This window comes from Luteibacter sp. 9133 (genome assembly GCF_000800155.1).
GTDB classification, from domain to species: domain Bacteria; phylum Pseudomonadota; class Gammaproteobacteria; order Xanthomonadales; family Rhodanobacteraceae; genus Luteibacter; species Luteibacter mycovicinus.
Genome location: NZ_JUHO01000001.1, coordinates 754283 through 775028, shown reverse-complemented (window position 1 = coordinate 775028; position 20746 = coordinate 754283). Strand labels below are relative to the sequence as shown.

Genomic DNA, 20746 nt, shown 5'->3' with positions numbered 1-20746 from the left:
CCCCCGGCACGTCCGGGGCCCACGGGGTATACCGATGAACGCCAGACCCTACATCTTCGGATGTCTGTGCCTCGTCGGTGCCATCGGCACCGCCGCCGCTTCCGACGTCAGCGTGACCAACAGCCTGCTTTCGCTGGGCCGGTCAGTGTCGTCGTCGTTCGATGCCGGATCCACCTCGCGCTCCAGTTCAAGCCAGAGCAGCCGCGACGGCGGCAGCGGCGACGTGACCACCGCGAGGCAGGTCAATAACGCGCAGGCCAGCCCGGGTCAGGCGCCCATGCCACCCCCCGTCGAGGCCGACGCCGATATGCATGATGGCTCCTCGAGCGGTCACGGCGCGGGGCCGACCTGGCAGTCCATGCTTCCCGGGTCGATCTTCTAAGAATCCGCCGGCCGTCGTGTGAGCGTTTTCCAGTCGTTGCTCGCGCGTTTTCGCGCCCCCGTCCCGCCCATCGACGACACACTCTGGGCACACGCCCTGACCCGCGTTCCGCTGGCGAACGCGCTGGATGCGCCGCGAGCCCACTACCTGCGCCAACTCGCTGCGTCTTTTCTCCACACCAAGCGATTCCACGCACTGGGCGACGCCGCGCTGGATGATTTCTGGCGTCTTGCCATCGCCATGCAGGCCAGTCTCCCTGCCCTGCCGCACGGCCCGAAGGTCTTCAAAGGCTGGACCAATGTCCTGGTCTACCCCGGCGAATTCAACGTCCGTCGCAGTCACCATGACGCACCCACCGGCGTGATCACCGAGAGCGACGACACGCTGATCGGCGAAGCGTGGGAGCGCGGCCCGATGATCCTTTCGCTGGCCGACGTGGCGCTGGATCTCGAAGCCCCCTGGGATGGCGTCAACGTGGTGATCCACGAAATGGCGCATAAGCTGGACATGCTCGCCGGCCCCGCCAATGGCGTGCCGCCCCTACCAGGGGGCATCAGCCGGAGGGAATGGATCGGCAGCATGCAACAGGGCTTCGAAAGACTCTCGAAGGCGGTGGGTCGTCGACGCAAGACGGCGATCGATCCCTATGCGGCGGAAGCGCCCGAGGAATATTTCGCGGTGACAAGCGAAATGCATTTCTCGCAGCCCGCCTTGCTGCGTGAGGCGGAGCCGGACGTGGCGCGCCTGCTCGATGCTTATTACGGACCTTCGCCCGCCGACTGACGATCCTCAGGCGGGCGGAATACGCACGCTGAAACGTGCGCCACCGAGCTCTTCCGAGTGATCGACGTGCAGCTCGCCCTGGTACGCCTTGACGATGTCCTGCACGATCGACAGCCCGATGCCGTGGCCCTGCACGCGCTCATCGCCGCGCACGCCACGTTGCAGGATCTTCTCGATCTTTTCGTCCGGAATGCCCGGGCCGTCGTCTTCGACAATGAGTTCGAGACCCGCGCGCCCGCGCACCTTCGCCACGGAACGCGCGGTGAGCAGGACGCGATGCGAGGCCCACTTGAAGGCGTTCTCGACCAGGTTACCCATCAGTTCCAGCAGGTCGCCCTGCTCGCCCGGGAACGAGACACCGTCTTCGATCTCGAACTCGCACAGCACGTTCTTTGCGGCGTAGACCTTTTCCAGACTCTGCACCAGATCTTCCGCATGACCGGCGATCGGCTCGACCGAGGCGATGGTGCGACGACCGGAGGTGGCCGCGCGAGACAGCTGGTATGCGACCAGCTCGTCCATCTTGCGCACTTGCTCGAGGATGTCGCCACGCAGCGAACGTGCGTCGGCTTCGTTTTCCAGTTGCGAGCGCACGACGGCCAGCGGGGTTTTCAGGCTGTGCGCCAGATCGGCCAGGGTGTCGCGATAACGCGTACGCTGCTCGCGCTCACTGTCGATGAAGGCATTGAGGCGCTTGGTGAGCACCGTCAGCTCCATCGGATACGGACCGTCGAGGTGGTCGCGCGTGCCGCGCTCGATGTGCGCGAGATCGCTCGATACACGGCGCAACGGCAGCAGGCTCCAGCGCAGCAGGAACAGCTGCAGCAGCATGAGCATCATGCCGAGCATGGCCAGCCAGAGGAACTGCGTCCGACGGTAGGTCGCCACCTGCCGCTCGAACTGATCTTCCGTCTGCGCGACGGCGAAGGTCAGCGGCACACTGCGTTTATCGGTACTGTCCAGCGACACGCCGTAGCTGAAGACATAGAGCTTGCCGCTGCGCGTTTCCACCGGCTCGAACGCCGTCTCGCCGGGCGACAGCATGCGCACGAAATCGAAATCGCGACCCAGTGCCGACGACGACTCCCAGCGGAAACCGTCGTTGCCGACGATGATCGCGTAGAGCCCCGAGCCCGGCCGCGAGAAATCGGGATTGGGCTGACTGTCGGGCGTGGTGACCTTTCCGGCGCGGGTGATGTCGGTGCCGGTGATATAGGCGATGGCGTAGTTGTGCAGCCGGTCGTGCATGGCCGACAGCTCGGACGCGTAGTTGGCCTTGTTCTGCGCCAGGCCCGTCAGGCCCAGAAAGGCGGCCAGCGCGAAGCCCGTCGCCAACGCCGCGCGCGCGGCCAGCGACAGCGGCCGGCGTTTGGTCGGTGGAGCGTTATCCATGCGTCCAGCTTACCTCGGGACGGTGCAGCGACTTTGCTGCACCGTCCACGGTTCGCTCAGTCTTCGTCCGCTTCGTTACGCGGAATCGCGAAACGATAGCCGCGACCGCGGACGGTCTCGATCGGCTTGAGCGCGCTTTCGGGATCCAGCTTACGGCGCAGGCGGCCGATGAAGACCTCCAGCACGTTGGAATCGCGGTCGAAGTCCTGCTGGTAGATGTGCTCGGTGAGGTCGGCCTTGGAGACCAGCTCGCCCGCATGCAGCATCAGGTATTCGAGGACCTTGTACTCGTAGCTGGTCAGGTCGACCTGACGGCCTTCGACGGTGACCGTCTGCGCCGTGGTGTCGAGCTTGATCGGGCCGCAGGCGAGGACCGGCTTGGACCAGCCGCTCGCACGACGCACCAGCGCATTGATACGGGCCAGCAATTCCTCGACGTGGAAGGGCTTGACCAGGTAGTCGTCGGCGCCGTGCTTGAGGCCTTCGACCTTGTCCTGCCAGCTGCCACGCGCCGTGAGGATGAGGATGGGATAGCGCTGGCCGTGCTCGCGCAGGGCTTTGACCAGATCCATGCCCGACAGCTTGGGCAGGCCCAGATCGATGATGGCCAGGTCGAAGGGGACCTCGCGACCGAGGTACAGGCCCTCTTCGCCGTCCTGGGCGGCATCGACGGCAAAGCCGTCACGTTTCAGCCGCGCGGCGAGGGTCTCGCGAAGCGGGGCCTCGTCCTCAACGAGCAGGATGCGCATCAATGTTTCTCCTTGTTGTCCCCGGCACTGACGTCCAGGGGCTTGGCGGTTTCGGTTCGGACGGGCACCACGCGGACGTGACCGTCCAGCGTAAGGACCTTGACCCGGTATTCGGTGATCCGGCCGCGCTCTACGAGTCGCGTATCCGCCGACAGCACTTTTCCCCCGGTGTCCTTCTGGACCTTGCTCACGGCTTGCTCCAGCGTCAGCGACTGGTCCGCCTGGGCGGCCACGGGCAAACTGACGCAGAGCGCGGCGAAAAGTAGCGGACGAAACGTGATTTTCATGTCTGGCGCGGGCAGCACGACGGGCAGTAGTCGACCGATCATGCCGAGGGGCGCCCCGCCTGAAGCTGAACGAAACCTAGGCGGCTTGCCGCAAGGGTGCCATCGCGGACTCGATGAGGCCCCAGTCGGCTCCCGGCAGGTGCGATCCCTCGCTCAGCTGGCGACGGAATCCGCGCGCGCCCGGCTCCCCCTGGAACAGGCCGAGGATGTGCCGGGTGATGTGCTTGAGCTGGGTGCCCCGGGCCAGTTCCGCCTCTATATAGATGCGCATGCGATCGAGCACATCCGCCCGGTCCGGCAGCGCCGCGCCGTAGAGGTCCGACTCCAGCCGGGCGAGCACGAACGGATCATGGTAGGCGGCACGGCCAAGCATCACCCCGTCCACATGGGCAAGGTGCTCACGCACCGCCTCGACCGTGGTGATGCCACCGTTGATGACGATGGTCAGGTCGGGGAATTCGCGCTTCAGCCGGTAGACCCGCTCGTAGTCCAGCGGCGGAATTTCCCGGTTTTCCTTCGGGCTCAGGCCTTCCAGCCAGGCCTTGCGCGCGTGCACCACGAGAATGCCAACGCCAGCCTCGGCCATCGTGGTGGTGAAACGCTGAAGGTCGGCGTATTCGTCCTGGTCGTCCACGCCGATGCGGCATTTGACGGTGACCGGGACATCCACGACGTCCGCCATGGCCCGGACACACTCGCCGACCAGGTCAGGCTCGCGCATGAGGCACGCCCCGAACTTGCCGGACTGGACCCGATCCGAGGGGCAGCCGACGTTGAGGTTGATCTCGTCGTAGCCCGCTTGCGCGCCAAGGATCGCCGCCTTCGCCAGCTCGACCGGGTCGCTGCCACCGAGCTGGAGCGCCACGGGGTGCTCTTCGTGACTGTGCTCCAGGAGACGCAGCTGGTTGCCGCGTACCAGGGCCGCGCTGGTGACCATCTCGGTGTAAAGGCGGGCATGGGGCGACAAAAGCCGGTGGAAGTACCGGCAATGACGGTCCGTCCAGTCCATCATGGGAGCGACGGTGAGGCGGAAGGCTGAGGGATCAATGCGTTGCATACGGCCATTTTAGCAATCGCAGGTGGAGTGCGCTTGCCCGCCAATGTCACATGACGGGCAAACGCCTTCGTGCTTCGGCCGATGCTCCCCGTCGGAGTCATCCGATGATCCTTGCGCTGGCACGCCGCTTAGCTCAGCAGCGCCGCACTTTCTTCGATAAATGCTGCGAGAGACTTGCCCGGTCGACCGATCAGAAACTCCAGATCGCCCGTAACCGTAGCCAGAGTGCCCGACCGCGCGGCCGCTTCGACTGACACGAGCAGTTTGACGATCGCTTGCGGCACGTTGGCGGCGGCAAGGCCCTGCGCGAGATGCTCGTCGGTCACGTTGACGACTTCCAGCGGGCGCCCTGTGGCATCGCGGACCAACGATGCGATCGCATCCACGGAAAGTGCCTCCGATCCCGTCAGCGTGTAGGTCTTACTGCCGGCAGGTGGATTGGCAAGGGCGGCCGCGATGGCCTCGGCCATCTCATCGCGCGCGGCATAGGCCGTTTTCGCCCCTTCGGACGCCGTATACCAGTGCCCGCTCTGCAGAGCGGAAGGAAGTCCCATGAGCAAGTTTTCGTGATACCAGCCGTTCCGGAAAACCAGCGACGGCAATCCCGTTTCGGCGATAGCCTGCTCGGTCAGGGCGTGATCGGGTGCGAAGCTCAGCGGAGATGCCGTCGGATTCGGCAGCGAGGTGTAGGCGATGCGCTGAACACCCGCGACGACAGCTGCCTCTACCGCGTTGCGGTGCTGTCGGAGCCGGCGCCCGTCGGCCGTCAATTCATCGGTCGAAATAATCAGGACTGTATCGGCACCCTTGAAGGTCGAGACAAGCCCCTGCGCATCGTCAAAGTCTGCGCGCTGGACAGCAACGCCACTTTCCGTCAGATGCTGCAGCTTCTCCGGGTTGCGACTTCCCGCCACGATGCGTTCAGCTGCCACGCCGCGTGCCAGCAAATGCTTGATCACCGCGCCGCCCAGGTGCCCGGACGCACCGGTGATGAAGATGGTTTCGGACATGTTCCGCTATTCCTTTCGAGTGATACTCTCTTTTTGAGAGCATCTCTAAGATCGAGGTAGCAGCCGCTTCCGTAAAGGAGGCAGTTTCGCGGCACATAGGCACAAAAGGGTAACCACCATGTCGACAACAGGCACGCTCACCGAACGACTCACTCACGAGCGACTGAAGAACGACGGGAACATCCATAACTGCTCGGTCAGGGATGTCCTGGACGCCGTCAACGGACGGTGGAGCACACTTCTGCTTGTGGCGCTTGCCGAGCGGCCCTACCGGTTCGGCGAGTTACGCCGCCTGGTACCCGACATCTCTCAGCGCATGCTCACGCAGACGCTCCAAGAGCTTCAGCGCGAGGGCTACGTCCATCGTGAGGTGTTCCCCACACGGCCGCCTGCGGTGGAGTACAGCATGACCGACTTGGGAAGGTCGATATTCGAGCCCATCAGCCAGCTGATCGAGTGGGCCGACAAGAATCATGCGGCGGTACGTGACGCGCGACGTTCATTCGACGACGAACATGCGGCGTGATTTGCAACGGTTTGATACCCCGCGCTTTAGCGGCGGCCGGTGGGTCCGGTTAGCGGCGGATCGAGCGCCCAGGCCAGCCCCAACAGTCCGATCTCAGCCGGCACCATCCACAGCAGGATATGGCTAACGGGCGCATCGACCCCGTGATCCATCGCGTTGAAGGGATTGATATAACCCACGGGAAGCACGAAAGCAGCCAGTAAACAAAGGGCAGCAGCAAACCGTCGCGCATACCTGCACATCCCGAACAGGCCGACACGCAGAAGACACAGCGCCGCCGTCAACCATGCAGCTGCCCGGCGGACAAGCTCGATACGAGACATTCGTCCTCCGGGCGGCCGATCAAGCCCTGTTAGTGGATGTAGCCGCTTTCGGCCGGATTCGCTTCGATGCGAATCAGCTTCAGCGAGCCCATCTCACCCATGCCACCGCCGGAGAAGGTCAGCACGCCTTCGCCCTTGTAGTGGAATTCGGTGCGGTAGTTGTCGCTGCCGAAATGGAAAGGAATGAATGCCTTACCCGTCTGGTACGACTTCTGATCGGTCGGCGGTCCGATCAGGTCCATGATCTCTTTCGAGTACATGCCATCGTGGACCTTGGCGAACTTGCTGTCCGGCGCCGGCGTGCCGATGCGTTCGACCGCGTCGTCGGAACGGCCCGCGCTGAGCGAGATCGGGGCGTATACAGCGAGCACGGCGAGCGAAACCATCGCGACGAGTGATTTGAATTTCATGACGAACGACCTCTCCTTGAGTCTTGACAAAGCGACAGACAAAAGGGGAAGACGGCCGTCGGCGACGTGCCTGACCTGTGAGTGGCTCCCCCTTTAGGAAGAACGAAAAAAAGCCCCCTGAGGCCGCTTCGTTCTTCGACGCGATGGTAAGTTGTCGGGGCGGCAAAGGCAAAGATTGGCACGGCAAACGTGCCGTGTAGGATTTCCCCTACAAGCAAAAGAGACGTACGTCTCATTCGACGCGTCACCGCCCTGGGACGGACGCTGCGTCTCTCGTACATGGACGGAACGGTACCCCCTAGCCGCCCTATGGCGATTTGTCGGCGCCTCGGCTAACGTCGATGCCTGCATGGCCGGGGAGGCCATCCAAGGGGAAGGTTCCGCCACCCGCGCGGGACCACCGAAAGTAATCGTCTACAAGGACTTATCGATGACATTCGCTTCGACCGGCGTGCGCCGTCTGCTTGCCCTCGCCTTGGCCTGCACGGCCTTTCCCGCACTCGCCCGCAACGACAACGTGTACGTCGCCAGTCAATCGTCGGATACGGTTTCCGTGATCGATGCGGCATCCCATACGGTTACCGCCACGATTCCCGTCGGCAAAGCCCCGATCAGCCTCGCCGTCAGCCCGGATGGGTCGACGGTTTACGTCGCCAACGCCAATAGCGACAGCGTAAGCGTCATCGACGCCGCGACCAATACGGTGACCGCAACCATACCCGTCGGAAACACGCCGAACGCGCTCGCGGTCAGCCCCAACGGCGCGGAGCTGTATGTTGCCAATGCGAATGAAAGCAGCGTGTCGATCGTCGACACGGCCACCCACACCACGATGGCGACGGTGGCCGTAGGAAGCCTGCCCCTGACGATCGGCGCCAATGCCAGCGGCACGCGTGTCTACACCGGCAACGTGGGTGACTTTACGGTGTCCGTCATCGACACCGCCACTCACACGGTGACGGAGAACATGCCGGTAACGGCAAGTCCGGACTCTCTGGTCGTAGGTCCGCTGGGAGTACGGTTATACGTCGCCAGCTACAACGAAAACGTCGTATCCGTCATCGATACATTCAAGAATACGGTGACAGGCGTACTGAAGGCCGGTAAAGGCCCCGATGCCGTGGCAACGAGCCCGATCGGCATTCCGCTGTATGTCGCCAACGCGGATGACAACACCGTATCCGTGATCAATCCCTTTACGAAGACCGTCATAAGCACGATACCCGTCGGCACGTCACCCGCGGCGATCGCTTTCAACCGCCGCACGGGTCGTATCTACACCAGCGACTTCGGTTCCGACACCGTCACGGTGATCGACGCACGGACCAACAAGGTCATAGCAACCGTTGGCACGGCCCACCATCCCTCGTTCGTGGCGGTTCAGCCGTAAGCCATCGCGCGACGCACATTGCAGCCATAGAAATCGTCGAATCAGGCCTCGTGGCCGAGAGGATTTCCGATGTTCTGCGCGATCCGCCACAGGACACCGCTGGGATCGGTCAGCGTGAAGTCTCGCATCCGCCATGGGCGATCCGCGGGCGGCTCTGACCGGACGCCGTAGCGACCGACGAGATCCTGCGCCTCCACATGCTGCCACCACGTATCCACATCGGCCACGAGCAAGTGCATCACGAAATTCGTGGCATGTTCCTCGACGTAGAAGCCTTGCAGAAGAAAGCTGCAGTTACCCGCATGGAGATACGCAAGGCCGTCGGATGACGATGCAACGGTGAAACCCAGGTCCCGGTAAAAACGCAGCGATAACTCGAAATCCTTCGCGGGAACGAAGGCCTTGATCTCCACCGTATCCAGCGTCACGACTCAACCTCGGCAGTCAGCGGATAGCTGATGGCCGTCAAAATGCTGCTTGCACCCAGGTAGCGAAGAACCAGCGCGAACCATTGCCGTGGCGTCATAACCTACCCCTTCCTTATCAGTCATCCGATGTCTGTCGGCGGAAGATAGCCTAAGCAGGCATCGGGCGCCACGCAACCAGGCGCTCGACTCAACCCCGGCTCGCGGTGCCTCTTCAGTCCGGTCGCAGCGAGCAACCCAGGTAATACGCCGCGTTCAGTTCTTTGGCGCGCTTCTGTGCGATCTCCCGGATCTCATCACCGTGTTGGGTGAACTTGTCCGGGTGGTACTGGATGATCAGGGCCTGGTAGGCCGCATTGATCTCCGCGCGCGTGGCCTCGGGCGACACGCCGAGCACGTCGTACCACGGGCGGCGGGTATCGAGCTGCAGCGGCGGCTTCGTATCCGGCGCATTCGGCGTATCACCTTTGGGCGTCGCCATCATCGCGGAGACGAATTTGTAGCCGATCGCCAGGCAGATCCCGACGACGACGATCTCCATGACGTTCATGCCAGAGCGCCTTCGATCTGTTGTAGGTAAGTCTGAAGCTGTTGCTGTCGATCGCTGCCCGCCTCTTCGATGTCGAGCTGGCGTTGCAGTCGCGTGCGGATGGCATCGCCGAGACGCCTCCGCTCATCGGCGTCCAGCAGCGCATGGGCGACGGCAAAAAGGTCGAACCGCTCGGCGGCACGCGCGCCCTGTTTACGAACGAGGTTGAGTGCGTACGGTGCGCAGAGCAGCGCGTCGGACGCCATACCCGAGAACGTCTTCCCGGCGAGGCCGGTGATCCTGCGCATGCGCCAGACACGCCACACCGCCGCGCCGATCGCCGCGTACAGGGCGATCATCCAGCCGAGCAGGCCATAGACGTTGCCCGCAAGTACCGCGGGCATCGCGGCGAACAGCAGCGCGACGACAAGCACGGGAAGCGTGGTGGCGGTCACACCGGCTCGCCACGCTCGCAGTCCGTGCAGCGGCGCCGGGTTGCCAGGCTCCTTCTGCGACGACCAGCGCAGACGGAGCAACGCACGTGTCGGTGCGAAAAGGGGCGGCACGTAAACATGCCGCCCCGCCAGTTCGAACTCCGTGCCGACGGAAAACGACCAGCGTCCGTCGCGGCGTTCGAAGAACACCACTTCGTTGTGATAGAGCAGCAGCGTGGCGTCGTAGACGTACATGCCCACGACGCCCAGCAAAAGCCACTCCGTGTTCGGCAACATCGCGATCAGGAGCTCTTGCGCGTGAACAGACGCTTGATCGCTCCGCCCACCGCGGCGAAGCCGATGAGGATGAACTTCCACGCCGCCGCCAGGAACGTACCGATGATGGCGAAGAAACCCTTCTTCGCGGCGACGGCGGCGACACCGCCGGTAATCAGTGCGGCAAGGCCGTATTCGGCGACGCGGTCGCCCGTGTGGAAATCGCTGTACGACTGACCCGGCGCGAATGCGAAGCCACCCAGCGTGCCCTTGAAGTCGGTCACCGCCTGGTTGAGGACCTGGGGGTCGGACACCAGCACGACGTTCATGACGCCGCTGCGCCCCAGGATGCGCGCGTTGTAGTTCACCACGTCGCTGTGCGATTTATCGCTGCGCGCGAGGAACGACCAGGTCAGCGACTTGAACTGGGTGTCGTACTGCGGCTTGTTCTGCCAGCCCACGAGGGTGAGCGTTTCCCAGCCTCGTGAACGACGCTCCTTGTTGCTTTCCTCGGTGCCCTGCTTCACGGACGCCAGAATGTCGTCGGGATCGAGTTTCTCGTCATCCTTGACGTAGCCGACATCGTCGTAGTCGAAGAACGCGGTCCACTTCATATCCGTCGGCGCAAGCGTGTACGTGTCCGCCTCGTCCGGTGGATTTTCCATCAGTTCGTTCAGGCGCCTGGTACCCGCGGGATCGAGGAAGGCATAGCCGTCGGGTACATCGAGCGTGGCCTGCGCGCCGAGCTGCACCTTGGTCGGGCCGACTTTCCACGGCAGGTCGGACAATTCGTTGGCGCTGGCGAGCGCGGTGACGAGGGACAGCGCGAGCGCGACTGCCAACTTCCTTGCAAATCCAGTCATGCGGGCTCTCCAGCGAGCTCAGAATGCCGAGGTAAAAGATAGAGGCGGACCACGAGAAGCTCCTTCCGGTGAGCAGGCGCAAGCGCGACGAAACTCGCGCCCCCGGCGCGAATTCATGATTCCAGTGAAAGTCGTGCGAGCCCCCGGCACGACGTGCGAGAGTTTGCGGCCAGGGCAACGGGAGCGTCAAGGCGATGTTCCGGCACCGGCCTTTTGCCGGATTCCGACCGTCCTCCGGCTTGTGCAGCCGGACGCTCCAGCAAAGTCAACCGGATCAACGGCTTTGCGCATGTGAACGACGGGACGAGCAGCGAGGCCCCGCACCCACTAGAATGCGCCCCCTCGCCTTCACCGCCCTGCCCTCCCCATGCATATCGTCGTCAACGAAGAACTCAAGGCTTACATTGACCCGCTGTCGGCGGACGAATACGAGGCACTGGAGCGCAGCTTGCTCGCCGAGGGTTGCCGCGATGCGTTGGTGCTCTGGGGCGACACGCTGGTGGACGGGCACAACCGCTACGGCATCTGCCGTAAGCACGATATTCCTTTCAACACCGTGCAGAACGAGCGCTTTCAGTCGATCGACGATGTGCACCTGTGGATGATCGAGCAGCACCTGGGCCGGCGCAGCGTGTCCGATTTTCAGCGCGGCGTGCTGGCCCTGCGCAAGCGCGAAATCCTCGCCGAGCGACGCGCACGCATCGAGGCGAACGGCGGTGAAGAGAGGTCCGAGGTGCCCTTCGACACCGAAGGCGCTCAGCCAGCGGCCGCGAAGCCCACCCGCGTCAACCCGAACGAGAGCCGCAAGGAAATCGCCCGCGAGGCAAGGATCAGCAGCAATCAGGTCGGCATGATCGAGAAGATCCGCAAGGAGGCCGCGCCGGAGGTGGTCGCGGCGGTCAAGTCGGGCACGCTGTCGATCAGCGCCGCCGCGGCGGTCGCCACCCTGCCCGAAGACGAACAACGCGCGGCCGCGACCGGCGGCGATGCCGAGCTGAAGCAGGCCGCCAAACGGGTGCGCGAGTCGAAGCGCAAGCCGCGCGAGAAGCCGAGTGACGACGTGCTGGCCTTGCGCGAACAGATCGCCGACCTGGAAGCGGAAAACCGAAACCTGCGCCGCGAAATCGAGACATTGCGGGTCCGTCTGGGCGAGAGCTTACCCGAGGACGCCGATGAGGCCATGGCGGAGTAAGGTAGCTGCAAGGGGTCGGGAACTAGCATGGCCCCTCAGCGATCCAAGGCGTAGTCCCCGGAGTTTGCCCCGCATGAAACCGATCGTCGTCCTCGCCACCCTGTTCCTCGCCGCCTCGACCGCGATGGCGCAGGACGCTACGAAGCCGCTGAACCTGCGTTTGCCCGCCGACTACACGCCGGCTCCCGCCAGCAGCGCCCCCGCGCCTGCCCCGGCCGCCGACGCCAGGGTCTCCGCCGATCCGAAGGCCCCTACGGTGGCGCCCAAAAACGGCGGCGAGAACATCGCGGTCACGAAGTCCCGCCCGCTGGATCCCCCCGGTACCTACTACGGCGACACCACTGGCCGTATGGACGGTGTGGAAGCCGACGATGGCACGCCGCGCTGCGACGACGCCGCCTACAACAAGCCCCAGGTGCATGGCAGCGTCACCACCGGCGTCGTCAGCTCCAGCCATGGCGGCAGCGGCAACTACCAGGCCGGGGCCGTCAACCTCAGCCAGGCCTTCGGCAGCTGTGAGCATCCCACCGGCGGCGTCAGCATCTCCGTCGGTGCCGGCCAGGGCCACTTCGGCGGCGGCCGCATCCGCTGATCAGACCGAGCGGAACAGCACGATCCGCTCCGCTGCCTCAGGGTCCGGGTCGTCACTGACCAGCCAGGGCTGCCGCGCGAACGTACGCGTACACGGGCCCAGAGCCACCACACGCACGGCACGCCGGGCCGCCTCGGCTTCTATCCTGGCGACGACGTCGCGCAGGACGGTGCCGATGAACGGCGTGAACAGATAGAAGACGTCGACGCCGGAAAAATCCGCCTCGCGTGCATCGCCTTCGACGAACCGCACTCCCGTCAGCCCAAGTGACGTCGCCGCACGCGTCGCGACATCGACATAGCCCCCGTCGCGCTCGATGCCGATGCATCGCGCGCCCGTCAGGATGTGTACCAGCAAGGGGACGTGACCCAGTCCCGAGCCAAGATCCAGTACGACGTCGCCTGCCGTGATTCCGCCTCTGGCCAGGCCGTCGACGATATGCCGGGCGGGTGTGGGCTGGTAGAAGACCATCTCGGGCGGCAGCGGCCCGGCATCCGGAAGCGGCTCGTCCAGGGCCAGCACGCCTGCCAGGAGCGCGTCGAGCGGATCGTAATGCTGACCCGAGGGGATTCCGACGTCGAGCCAGGGCGCGAGCGCCTGCCTGCCTTCACCCGCGCGGATTCGTTCGCGCAGCGCGTCGTACAACTGACGATCCACGGCATCGAGCGCGTCGAGGAGACGCACCACCCGACGAGTCAGCGTCGCATCGCGCAGACCGACCTGCCCGAGGTCGAGCCGGTCCGCCGCATCGGCTCTTACGAGGAAGGCATCGGGCCGGTGCCAGTCCGTGCGTTCATCGAGTTCATCGAGGTAGGCCACCAGTCGCTCGTTCAATAATGTCTCTCCGGAAAACGGCGCCACCATCGACGCAGCCAGCTCATGCGCGACGGAAAGGCCCGATCCATCGGCACGCGCACGGCTACTTCGGTACCTCCCTGGAGACAGGCCGCAATGGTGGCGATGCCACCCATCGCATGCGCGCGCTCGCGTATCCCGCGCAGCCCCCAGTGACCCGCACGACCGTCGCGGGAAACGGCATCCTCGATACCGCGTCCGTCGTCGCGCACGTAAAAGAGCAGCATACCGTCATCTTCCTCGAGGACGACGTCGATGCGACTGGCCCCGGCATGCGTCACCGCGTTGTGCACGGCTTCGCGTGCGATGCCGTGCAGTTCGTCGCGCGCCAGCGGATCCAGATCGAGCACGTCGAGCCGCACACTGACGATGACCGGCACCGTGTGATCGGACGCGTACAACCGCGCCATCGCTTCCAGAACGTCATTCAGCGGCATGTCGTCCGTGCCGTGCGCACGCAGGTCGCGGACGCGGTCACGCGCTTCGACAAGCGCTTCCTCCGCCCGGTCGAGCGCGCCTTCCATCGCTGTGCGTACCGGATCGTCCGGCGCGACACGATTGGCGATTGCCTGGAAGCGCATGGTCAGACCGTGAATGCTCTGCAGCAGCGTGTCGTGCAGTTCGCGCGCGATGCGTTCGCGCTCCGCATGGCGCTCGTCCAGGCGCCCCCGCACGAGCGCCGCGACGCGCCGGCCCCTGAGCAGCAGTGCGATCCAGATGGCGAGGAGCAAGGCGACGGTACAGACCAGCGCGAACCACAGCGTCTGATAGAACGCCGGCGACACCGTGACCGCGATCGAGGTGCCCTGCTCGTTCCAGACACCGTCCTCGTTGGACGCGGTCACTCGAAACACGTAATGGCCTGGCGGCGGATCGGTGTACACGGCTTCGCGATCCGTACCCGCTTCACGCCAGCGCGTATCCAGACCATCCATCCGGTAGCGGAAGCGCACGCGCTCGGGCATCGACAGGCTGGTCGCGGTATAGGCGATGCGCAGACGCTCGGTGTTCGCCGGAAGCGTGACGCTGGACGAGGCCGACCAGGTTCCCGCATCCGTGGAAATTTCCCGGACCATCACCGGCGGCGCGACCGGGTTGCGCCGTATGGCCGACGGATCGATCGACACGACGCCGCTGGTCGTCGCGAACCACAACCGTCCATCGTCGGCCACCACCGCGGTGGGCAAGGGACGAAACTGCGCCGGCGTACCTGGCAAGCCATCGAGCGAATCGAACAGCATGACCGGCGGACGGTAGCCCGGCTCGTCGAGGGCCTGGCGCATGTCGGCCGAGGCGATCCGCGCGACGCCTTGCGCGGCATTCATCCAGAAATCCCCGCGACGGTCGCGCACCAGTCCGGACACGCCGCGCAGCGGCTCACCAGCCGTCGGAATGCTGCGCACGCTGCCACCGCGAATGGCGGCGATACCCAGCTCGCCGCCCACCCATACGGTGTCGTCGTCGTCCAGCAGCGCGGTGACGTTGCCCACCTGCAGACCATCGGCCGCGCCGATCACCTTGTCCCGGCCCCCGTCGCGGACGATGAGCACGTTGCGCGCAAAACCCATCCACAACCGCTGCCGGGCGTCACGGAGCAACACCAGCGGCGAGGGGTCGTTGGACACGCTGGGCAGCGTGTCGTGAATCCAGCCCTCGCCCGTGTAGTGGTAGATGCCGGGGCGATTGATCGACAACCAGGCGCCGCCGTGGCCGTCGCCGACGATGGCCTGGACGCCCGTGTAATCGTCCGCGGGGAGCGATGCGAACGGCCGCGGGACGCCATCTACCATATGCCACAGACCGCGCGGTCCACCGAGCCAGGTCGCGTCGCCGTCGCGGGCCGCCGCGGTGATCGCTTCCGGGAAGGCCGTGCCGGTTATGTTGGTCGCGTCGACATGCGTCAGCGGACGGTTCTTCGTGCCTACCCACACGCCATGCCCGGGCGCTGGGACCAGCGCGAAGTCGGTGGCGCCGGGTGACAGCGGCGCGGGAAGCAGGCGTCCACGGCGGAAGCGGTCGAGGCCGCGGCTCCCGCCCATCCAGATGTTGCCCTCGCGATCCTGGATCACCGCGCTGAAATAATCGGAGCTGAGACCGTTACGTTCAACGAAACGCTCGGCCGCCGCGCTGTCCGCTTCGATCGTCTGGCTGGCGAGCCAGTCGATGTGCGGAACGCGACGGATACCTTCGCCGAGCGTCGGCACCCAGAGCGCGCCGTCGCGATCGAACAGGAGGCCCGCCGACGACATGTGCAGCTTCGGTCCTGACAGCGCCGGGTCGCGTCCGCCGTTCCATGCCGGCCGTACGCCATCGTCGGCCTCGGCGACCCAGATGCTGCCGTCGGGGGCCTCGGCGATGCGGTTGATCCGGCCGACCGATCGCGTGGCGACCTCGAAACGCTGAGCACCCGGTGCCAGCCACGCCAGCGCCTGCTCCGTCGCGACCCAGAGGCGACCCGCGCTATCGACCGCGAGGTTACGCGCGCGCACCCCGGGCAGCCCCATGGCGGGACCGACCACCCGCCACCGATTGCCCGCGAGCGTAACCAGCCCGTTGAAGGTCGCCGCCCAGACCCGCCCATCGGGCGTGCTGGCCATCGCGTAGATCGTCGCGGTCGGCAGGCCGGAGCCCGCGGCGTAGTGCGTGGCACGGTCGTGATCGATGAAGCTGGCCACACCGTAACGGAAGCCCACCCACAAGCCGCCTGACGGGGGTGCGTACAAAGAGGCCACACTGGACGCAAGGAAGTCACCGCCTTCGCGGGGGCGGTAGCGTTCGAAGCGCACGCCATCGAACCGGTACAGCCCCGTCTGCGTGCCCAGCCACAGGTAGCCGTCGGCCGTCTGCGCCAGCGCCGTGACCTGTCCGGGCGCACCTTCGCGCACCGTCCAGGCGGTGTGATAGAACTGCTCGATACGACGGTCGCGGCTATCCCTCGCGACGGCGTCCGAGGTGGGCCACCACCCGACCATGACGCCGAGCAACAGCGATATGCACGCGGCGAGCGCGCGTCCGGAAACCACCCCTGATCACCCCTCTCCGACCCGGTGGCAACGATACCTCTTAAGAGGTACCCGCGTCGCCCGGGCCGGAGGTGAGACGTCTTAGCCGGCGAATCCCAGCTCGCCGACAAAGGCGACAGCGTCGGCCAGCACCCGGGCCGCCGCGGGGGAACGCTGCGGGGAAGCAAGCACGTGCGCCGCGTGATCGTAGGCGATCAGGCGGCGGCCTGGCTCGGGCGAGCCCAGCCAGTCGAACGCCTCGCGCATGGCGGCGACCGACGTCAGCGTGTCATGGTCATCGGCACCGCCGTCCCACACACCGAACAGGACCGGGCAGACGACATCGCGCAGGTGCCCGGGCTGCATCGTGCCGAGGAAGAGTTCGGCGACGGCGCGGTATCCGTCGGAGTGAATCACGGACGACCAGTACCGCCGTTGAAACGGCGTGCGCTCACCCGGCACGTCCACCGCCCCGCGCAGGAGCACCGCGGCATTGAGTTGTACGGGATCGTAAACGCGGATGCCGGGAGACCAGGCCACCACGCCCGCGATCTGAGACGCGTGTCGCGCGGCGAGGTCGAGCGCCAGCGACGCGCCCATGGAGGTGCCGACGAGCAACACCCGCTCACCGAGTTCCAGACCGATGCGCAGGGCCTCGTCGGCGTCCGCGCGCCAGCGCTCCGCCGAAGCGCCGGCCATCGCGGAGGGCAGGTCGCTGCCGTGGTCACTGAGTCGGTTGAGGAACAGATGGGCGCCACACGCCTCGGCGATGGCCCGGTGCGCGGGATCCCCCTCCGCCTGACTGGCGGTGAATCCGTGCAGATAAACCACCGCGAGCGGCAGCCGGCTACGGGGTTTCTGCGAGTGAAACACGATGCGTGCCTCGTTGTCCGGCTTGAGGCCGGGCGCCGAGCGCTCGCGCCCGGCGACGTCCTCGGCCAGTGCCTCCAGATCGTTCACGCGCTGGCGGCCGCCTCGGCGTAACGCCGTTGCACGTCGACGAAACGGTGTACCGACCGGGAGAGCGTGTCCAGCTCTTCGGTGACGCGCTGTACATCCGCACCGGCATCGATCAGCAAGGCAATGTCGCCGCAGACGTGGTCGGCTCCTGGTACCCCCAGATTGCCCAGGACGTTGCGCAATGCATGGATGGCCTCGGAGGCGGCTGCGATATCGTGCGAATGGATCGCCGAGCGAAGGGAAACGCAATGGTCGTCCGCCGTACGCGAGCACAGGTCGACGAAGGCCTTGAAGTCTTCCCGCGTACTGAGCGCGCGCATTTCGTCCAGCGGCGAACTCTCCTGCCGGCCGGTGGGCAGGCCAATGGCGGGATGCCAGTGGCGCGCCGCGTCGTCGAGACGACGTTCGTCGGCGATGGACTCGATCACGTCGAGCAGCCGCTGCGCCGCGATCGGCTTGGTAAGGTACGCGCGTGCACCGGCCTTGAATGCGATCCGTACGGCGTCGTGACTGGAGTCCGCGCTCAGCATGACGATAGGCGGCACCGCCTCGGTACGACGCGCCACTTCGATCCGTCCCAGCACATCCCAGCCGGAGCTGCCCGGCATGTGCAGGTCCATGAAGATCAGATCGAACGTCTCGGTCGACAGACGCGCCAGCGCCTCGTCACCGCTGGCACTGAAGGTCGGCACATGCCCCGCACGCTCGAGGATACGACCGACGATCTCGCGGTTGGCCGCGTTATCGTCCACCACCAGGCAGTGCTGCGGGGCGACGCGACCGCGATGCTCGTCGAGCAGGTCGACCAGCGGCGTCTCCGCCACGCTTCGCGAACCGGCGGCCGCGCGGCGCAAGGGAAAACGCCAGACAAAGATGGTGCCGCCCATCGGATTGTCCATCACCTCGAGCGAGCCACTCATCTGCTCGGACACGTTCCGGACGATGTAGAGACCCAGGCCGACGCCTTCCTGGCGCCGGCTCTCGCCACCGCTGAGCTGATGAAAGGGATCGAACACGCGCTGCTTGTCGGCGTCGGCGATGCCGATACCGGTGTCGCTCACCGTACAGGCGATGGTCGGATCATGGCCGCCGACGCTTTCGCGCAACTCGATGCGCACGTCCACCGAGCCGCCGGGCGGCGTGAATTTCACCGCGTTGGAAGCCAGGTTCGACAGCACCTGCTCGATACGGCCCGGGTCGCCGCTGAAGACGCCTTCCACCGATGCGTCGCGGGAGACGCTGAAGGTGACACGCTTCTCGGCCGCGTAAGGACGGCACACCGCGCCCACCGTACTCAGGACTTCGTCGAACGCGAACGTCTGGTGACGCAGGTTGAAACTGCCGCCGGCAAACGACGCTACATCGAGGACGGCGTTGACCCGGTGGAGCAAAGCATTGGCATTGGTCGCCAGCAGCGCGACCAGGCCGCGCTGGTCTTCCGACATCACCGAGGTGTCGATCAGAGACGCCGCATGAATGACCGTACTCAGAGGCGTACGCATCTCGTGACTCATCATCGAGATGAACCGGTGCTGCGCTTCACGCGACGCGATCGCCTCGGCGGACACTTCGCGCAAGGCATACATCATCCGGTAAAGCATCACCGGCAACACGATGACCAGAGCCAGTGCGTATAAGGCGTAGGCGGGACGACCCAGCCAGTAGCCATCGGGCGCCACGACCGCGAGGATCGCGACCGAGGCCACTACGCTGGCGGCGAACGCGCGGCGGCTGTACCTCACCCCGACGGCCACGGACAGGAACGGAAGGACGGCCGTCACCGTGATCACCAGCATGAACGCGGCCTTGAGCAGCACGGCCACGATGACGAAATTGGTGACGTTGCCGATAGCGTCGATCACCGGCGTCTCGCGCGGCGCACCTGCACGGACGAACAGCATCCAGAAGGTGCTGAGGACGAACATCAGGACGGCGACCGGCACGACGTGATGCGATTCGGTGGCCATGGGCACCGGGCCATGCAGCCACGCGGCACTCCAGACGACGACGAACCCGAGGATCACTGCACGCATCAGCGAGACGTGGTACTCGCTGAAGCTGGCCACGATGCGGTCGATGCGCGGATTGCGCAGACGCTTCGCGACCTCGCTGAGCATCACTGGCTCGGCGCGTTTACCGCTACCGCCATCGATCTTCATGCCAGCCTGAACCCGCGACTTCCCCCGATAACCTCCTAGTCTATGATCTTGCGCGCCGCTGGCAAGTGCGGGTAGCGCATTCATATTGGTAAATTCGTTTACGTCGGAACTTACGCAGTCTGCCCGGATTTCCTGAGGACGGTCTTTTTTGCGGCGGTCTTTTTTGCGGCGGTCTTTTTCGTGGCCGTCTTTTTCGTGGCCGTCTTTTTCGCGGCCGTCTTTTTCGCGGCCGTCTTTGTTGCCGCCGTCTTTTTCGTCGCCGCTGCCCGGGCCGGCTTGCCCAGTTCGACCCACACCGGCGCGTGATCGCTGGCCTTGGGCAGATCGCGTACCCATCGGTCGACATCGGACTTCTTCAGCCGGGTCGCGAGATCCGGCGACAACAGCAGGTGGTCGATCCGCAGCCCCCGGTTGCGTGGCCAGTGCTGCCGGAAGTAGTCCCAGAAGGTGTAGATGGTTTCGTCCGGATGCATCTGGCGCAGGGCGTCGGTCCAGCCCTGGGCCAGCAGACGCTCGTAAGCATTCCGGCTTTCGGGCTGGAGCAAGGCGTCACGTCGCCAGTTTTTGGGGTCGTAGATGTCGCCGTCGGTCGGCACGACGTTGTAGTCGCCGGCCAATACCACCGGATGACCGGAATCCAGCAATTGCCCGGCGTGCTGGATAAAACGCTCGAACCAGGCCAGCTTGTAATCGAACTTCGGACCTGGCCACGGATTGCCGTTGGGCAGATAAAGGCAACCGACGAGAACGCCATGGGCCGCCGCTTCGAGGTAGCGGCTCTGGAGGTCCTTTCTGTCGCCCGGCAGGCCGCGGCGGCTCTCCACGGGATCGGCACCCTTCGCGAGGATGGCCACGCCATTCCAGGAGGCCTGCCCGGCCCAGAGGGCACCGTAGCCTGCGTCATGGATCTCCGCGACGGGAAACGCCTTGTCCACCGCCTTGAGTTCCTGCAGGCAGACGATGTCCGGCGCCTCGCGCCCGAGCCACTCCAGCAAGTGCGGAAGCCGGGAGCGGATGCCGTTGACGTTGAAAGTGGCGATCTTCATGACGCAGGACTTTTCCCGACCCGGGGTGGACAGCCGGTGACGGCGGCACGTTGATGCACCTCTGGCCTGCCCGACCTTTGGCACGCCTTTTGCCTCGATCCAAA

At 65.2% G+C, this 20746-nt stretch carries 22 protein-coding genes; 6 read left to right on the top strand and 16 right to left on the bottom strand.

The annotated features are described in order from the left end of the window. The first annotated feature begins 34 nt into the window (after positions 1-34). The gene (locus FA87_RS03180) at positions 35-382 is read left to right on the top strand and encodes a hypothetical protein (protein WP_043692335.1); all 348 of its coding nucleotides are present in this window, start codon (positions 35-37) and stop codon (positions 380-382) included. Positions 383-400: 18 nt separating this feature from the next. Continuing rightward, positions 401-1165: a M90 family metallopeptidase gene (locus FA87_RS03175; protein ID WP_043692332.1), complete on the top strand. Its 765-nt coding sequence runs from the start codon at positions 401-403 to the stop codon at positions 1163-1165. Between the two features lie 6 nt (positions 1166-1171). On the opposite strand, the gene FA87_RS03170 is transcribed toward FA87_RS03175, so the two are convergent. The 5 genes from FA87_RS03170 to FA87_RS03150 form a co-directional block, all read right to left on the bottom strand. Further along, a complete protein-coding gene (locus FA87_RS03170; protein WP_036115890.1) occupies positions 1172-2557 on the bottom strand; it encodes an ATP-binding protein in 1386 nt (461 codons plus the stop codon). A 56-nt stretch (positions 2558-2613) separates the two neighbouring features. After that, on the bottom strand, positions 2614-3306 hold the full coding sequence (locus tag FA87_RS03165; RefSeq protein ID WP_036115892.1) for a response regulator transcription factor: 693 nt from the start codon (positions 3304-3306) through the stop codon (positions 2614-2616). Beyond that, the gene (locus FA87_RS03160; protein WP_156128487.1) at positions 3306-3635 is read right to left on the bottom strand and encodes a PepSY domain-containing protein; all 330 of its coding nucleotides are present in this window, start codon (positions 3633-3635) and stop codon (positions 3306-3308) included. Before FA87_RS03160 ends, FA87_RS03165 begins: the two co-directional genes overlap by 1 nt. A gap of 34 nt (positions 3636-3669) precedes the next feature. Beyond that, a complete protein-coding gene (gene dusA / locus FA87_RS03155; protein WP_043692329.1) occupies positions 3670-4650 on the bottom strand; it encodes a tRNA dihydrouridine(20/20a) synthase DusA in 981 nt (326 codons plus the stop codon). 128 nt (positions 4651-4778) lie between these two features. Next, complete coding sequence (locus FA87_RS03150) at positions 4779-5660, bottom strand: NmrA family NAD(P)-binding protein (protein ID WP_043692327.1); 882 nt, start codon at positions 5658-5660, stop codon at positions 4779-4781. Positions 5661-5778: 118 nt separating this feature from the next. Between FA87_RS03150 and FA87_RS03145 the strand changes: the two genes are divergently transcribed. Next, a complete protein-coding gene (locus tag FA87_RS03145; protein WP_036115910.1) occupies positions 5779-6186 on the top strand; it encodes a helix-turn-helix domain-containing protein in 408 nt (135 codons plus the stop codon). Positions 6187-6212: 26 nt separating this feature from the next. On the opposite strand, the gene FA87_RS03140 is transcribed toward FA87_RS03145, so the two are convergent. Then, a complete protein-coding gene (locus FA87_RS03140; RefSeq protein ID WP_036115913.1) occupies positions 6213-6509 on the bottom strand; it encodes a hypothetical protein in 297 nt (98 codons plus the stop codon). A 29-nt stretch (positions 6510-6538) separates the two neighbouring features. After that, positions 6539-6919: a hypothetical protein gene (locus FA87_RS03135; RefSeq protein WP_051943962.1), complete on the bottom strand. Its 381-nt coding sequence runs from the start codon at positions 6917-6919 to the stop codon at positions 6539-6541. Positions 6920-7349: 430 nt separating this feature from the next. Between FA87_RS03135 and FA87_RS03130 the strand changes: the two genes are divergently transcribed. Further along, positions 7350-8309 (top strand): beta-propeller fold lactonase family protein, encoded by a 960-nt coding sequence (locus FA87_RS03130; RefSeq protein ID WP_052191119.1) that lies wholly within the window; start codon positions 7350-7352, stop codon positions 8307-8309. Between the two features lie 41 nt (positions 8310-8350). On the opposite strand, the gene FA87_RS03125 is transcribed toward FA87_RS03130, so the two are convergent. The 4 genes from FA87_RS03125 to FA87_RS03110 form a co-directional block, all read right to left on the bottom strand. Continuing rightward, entirely contained in the window at positions 8351-8737 is a 387-nt protein-coding gene (locus FA87_RS03125) for a VOC family protein (protein ID WP_036115916.1), read from the bottom strand. A gap of 211 nt (positions 8738-8948) precedes the next feature. Continuing rightward, positions 8949-9275: a J domain-containing protein gene (locus FA87_RS19685; protein ID WP_197062357.1), complete on the bottom strand. Its 327-nt coding sequence runs from the start codon at positions 9273-9275 to the stop codon at positions 8949-8951. Positions 9276-9280: 5 nt separating this feature from the next. Beyond that, the gene (locus tag FA87_RS03115) at positions 9281-9994 is read right to left on the bottom strand and encodes a hypothetical protein (RefSeq protein WP_043692323.1); all 714 of its coding nucleotides are present in this window, start codon (positions 9992-9994) and stop codon (positions 9281-9283) included. 5 nt (positions 9995-9999) lie between these two features. Next, a complete protein-coding gene (locus FA87_RS03110) occupies positions 10000-10836 on the bottom strand; it encodes a DUF2167 domain-containing protein (RefSeq protein ID WP_043692321.1) in 837 nt (278 codons plus the stop codon). A gap of 367 nt (positions 10837-11203) precedes the next feature. Between FA87_RS03110 and FA87_RS03105 the strand changes: the two genes are divergently transcribed. Together FA87_RS03105 and FA87_RS03100 are read left to right on the top strand one after the other, a co-directional pair. Continuing rightward, positions 11204-12028 carry a hypothetical protein gene (locus tag FA87_RS03105; protein ID WP_043692318.1) on the top strand — a complete coding sequence of 275 codons (825 nt, stop codon included), beginning with the start codon at positions 11204-11206 and terminating at the stop codon, positions 12026-12028. 73 nt (positions 12029-12101) lie between these two features. Then, entirely contained in the window at positions 12102-12620 is a 519-nt protein-coding gene (locus FA87_RS03100; protein ID WP_043692315.1) for a hypothetical protein, read from the top strand. Here FA87_RS03100 and FA87_RS03095 read toward each other — a convergent pair whose 3' ends face one another. The 5 genes from FA87_RS03095 to xth form a co-directional block, all read right to left on the bottom strand. After that, the gene (locus FA87_RS03095; RefSeq protein ID WP_052191116.1) at positions 12621-13454 is read right to left on the bottom strand and encodes a methyltransferase domain-containing protein; all 834 of its coding nucleotides are present in this window, start codon (positions 13452-13454) and stop codon (positions 12621-12623) included. After that, positions 13451-16498 (bottom strand): sensor histidine kinase, encoded by a 3048-nt coding sequence (locus FA87_RS03090; protein WP_043692312.1) that lies wholly within the window; start codon positions 16496-16498, stop codon positions 13451-13453. The genes FA87_RS03095 and FA87_RS03090 overlap by 4 nt, the downstream gene beginning before the upstream one ends. Before the next feature lie 81 nt (positions 16499-16579). Next, the gene (locus FA87_RS03085) at positions 16580-17437 is read right to left on the bottom strand and encodes an alpha/beta hydrolase (protein WP_052191115.1); all 858 of its coding nucleotides are present in this window, start codon (positions 17435-17437) and stop codon (positions 16580-16582) included. Further along, entirely contained in the window at positions 17434-19596 is a 2163-nt protein-coding gene (locus FA87_RS03080) for an ATP-binding protein (protein ID WP_052191114.1), read from the bottom strand. Before FA87_RS03080 ends, FA87_RS03085 begins: the two co-directional genes overlap by 4 nt. 110 nt (positions 19597-19706) lie before the next feature. After that, positions 19707-20642 carry an exodeoxyribonuclease III gene (xth, locus tag FA87_RS03075; protein ID WP_043692309.1) on the bottom strand — a complete coding sequence of 312 codons (936 nt, stop codon included), beginning with the start codon at positions 20640-20642 and terminating at the stop codon, positions 19707-19709. Positions 20643-20746: the final 104 nt, after the last annotated feature.

Coding starts and splice junctions, on each gene's coding strand:
- FA87_RS03170 (WP_036115890.1), bottom strand. CDS start 2,557: ATGGATAACGCTCCACCGACCAAACGCCGGCCGCTGTCGCTGGCCGCG.
- xth (WP_043692309.1), bottom strand. CDS start 20,642: ATGAAGATCGCCACTTTCAACGTCAACGGCATCCGCTCCCGGCTTCCG.
- FA87_RS03160 (WP_156128487.1), bottom strand. CDS start 3,635: ATGATCGGTCGACTACTGCCCGTCGTGCTGCCCGCGCCAGACATGAAA.
- FA87_RS03080 (WP_052191114.1), bottom strand. CDS start 19,596: ATGAAGATCGATGGCGGTAGCGGTAAACGCGCCGAGCCAGTGATGCTC.
- FA87_RS03100 (WP_043692315.1), top strand. CDS start 12,102: ATGAAACCGATCGTCGTCCTCGCCACCCTGTTCCTCGCCGCCTCGACC.
- FA87_RS03180 (WP_043692335.1), top strand. CDS start 35: ATGAACGCCAGACCCTACATCTTCGGATGTCTGTGCCTCGTCGGTGCC.
- dusA (WP_043692329.1), bottom strand. CDS start 4,650: ATGCAACGCATTGATCCCTCAGCCTTCCGCCTCACCGTCGCTCCCATG.
- FA87_RS03115 (WP_043692323.1), bottom strand. CDS start 9,994: ATGTTGCCGAACACGGAGTGGCTTTTGCTGGGCGTCGTGGGCATGTAC.
- FA87_RS03135 (WP_051943962.1), bottom strand. CDS start 6,919: ATGAAATTCAAATCACTCGTCGCGATGGTTTCGCTCGCCGTGCTCGCT.
- FA87_RS03140 (WP_036115913.1), bottom strand. CDS start 6,509: ATGTCTCGTATCGAGCTTGTCCGCCGGGCAGCTGCATGGTTGACGGCG.
- FA87_RS03105 (WP_043692318.1), top strand. CDS start 11,204: ATGCATATCGTCGTCAACGAAGAACTCAAGGCTTACATTGACCCGCTG.
- FA87_RS03130 (WP_052191119.1), top strand. CDS start 7,350: ATGACATTCGCTTCGACCGGCGTGCGCCGTCTGCTTGCCCTCGCCTTG.
- FA87_RS19685 (WP_197062357.1), bottom strand. CDS start 9,275: ATGGAGATCGTCGTCGTCGGGATCTGCCTGGCGATCGGCTACAAATTC.
- FA87_RS03110 (WP_043692321.1), bottom strand. CDS start 10,836: ATGACTGGATTTGCAAGGAAGTTGGCAGTCGCGCTCGCGCTGTCCCTC.
- FA87_RS03165 (WP_036115892.1), bottom strand. CDS start 3,306: ATGCGCATCCTGCTCGTTGAGGACGAGGCCCCGCTTCGCGAGACCCTC.
- FA87_RS03145 (WP_036115910.1), top strand. CDS start 5,779: ATGTCGACAACAGGCACGCTCACCGAACGACTCACTCACGAGCGACTG.
- FA87_RS03150 (WP_043692327.1), bottom strand. CDS start 5,660: ATGTCCGAAACCATCTTCATCACCGGTGCGTCCGGGCACCTGGGCGGC.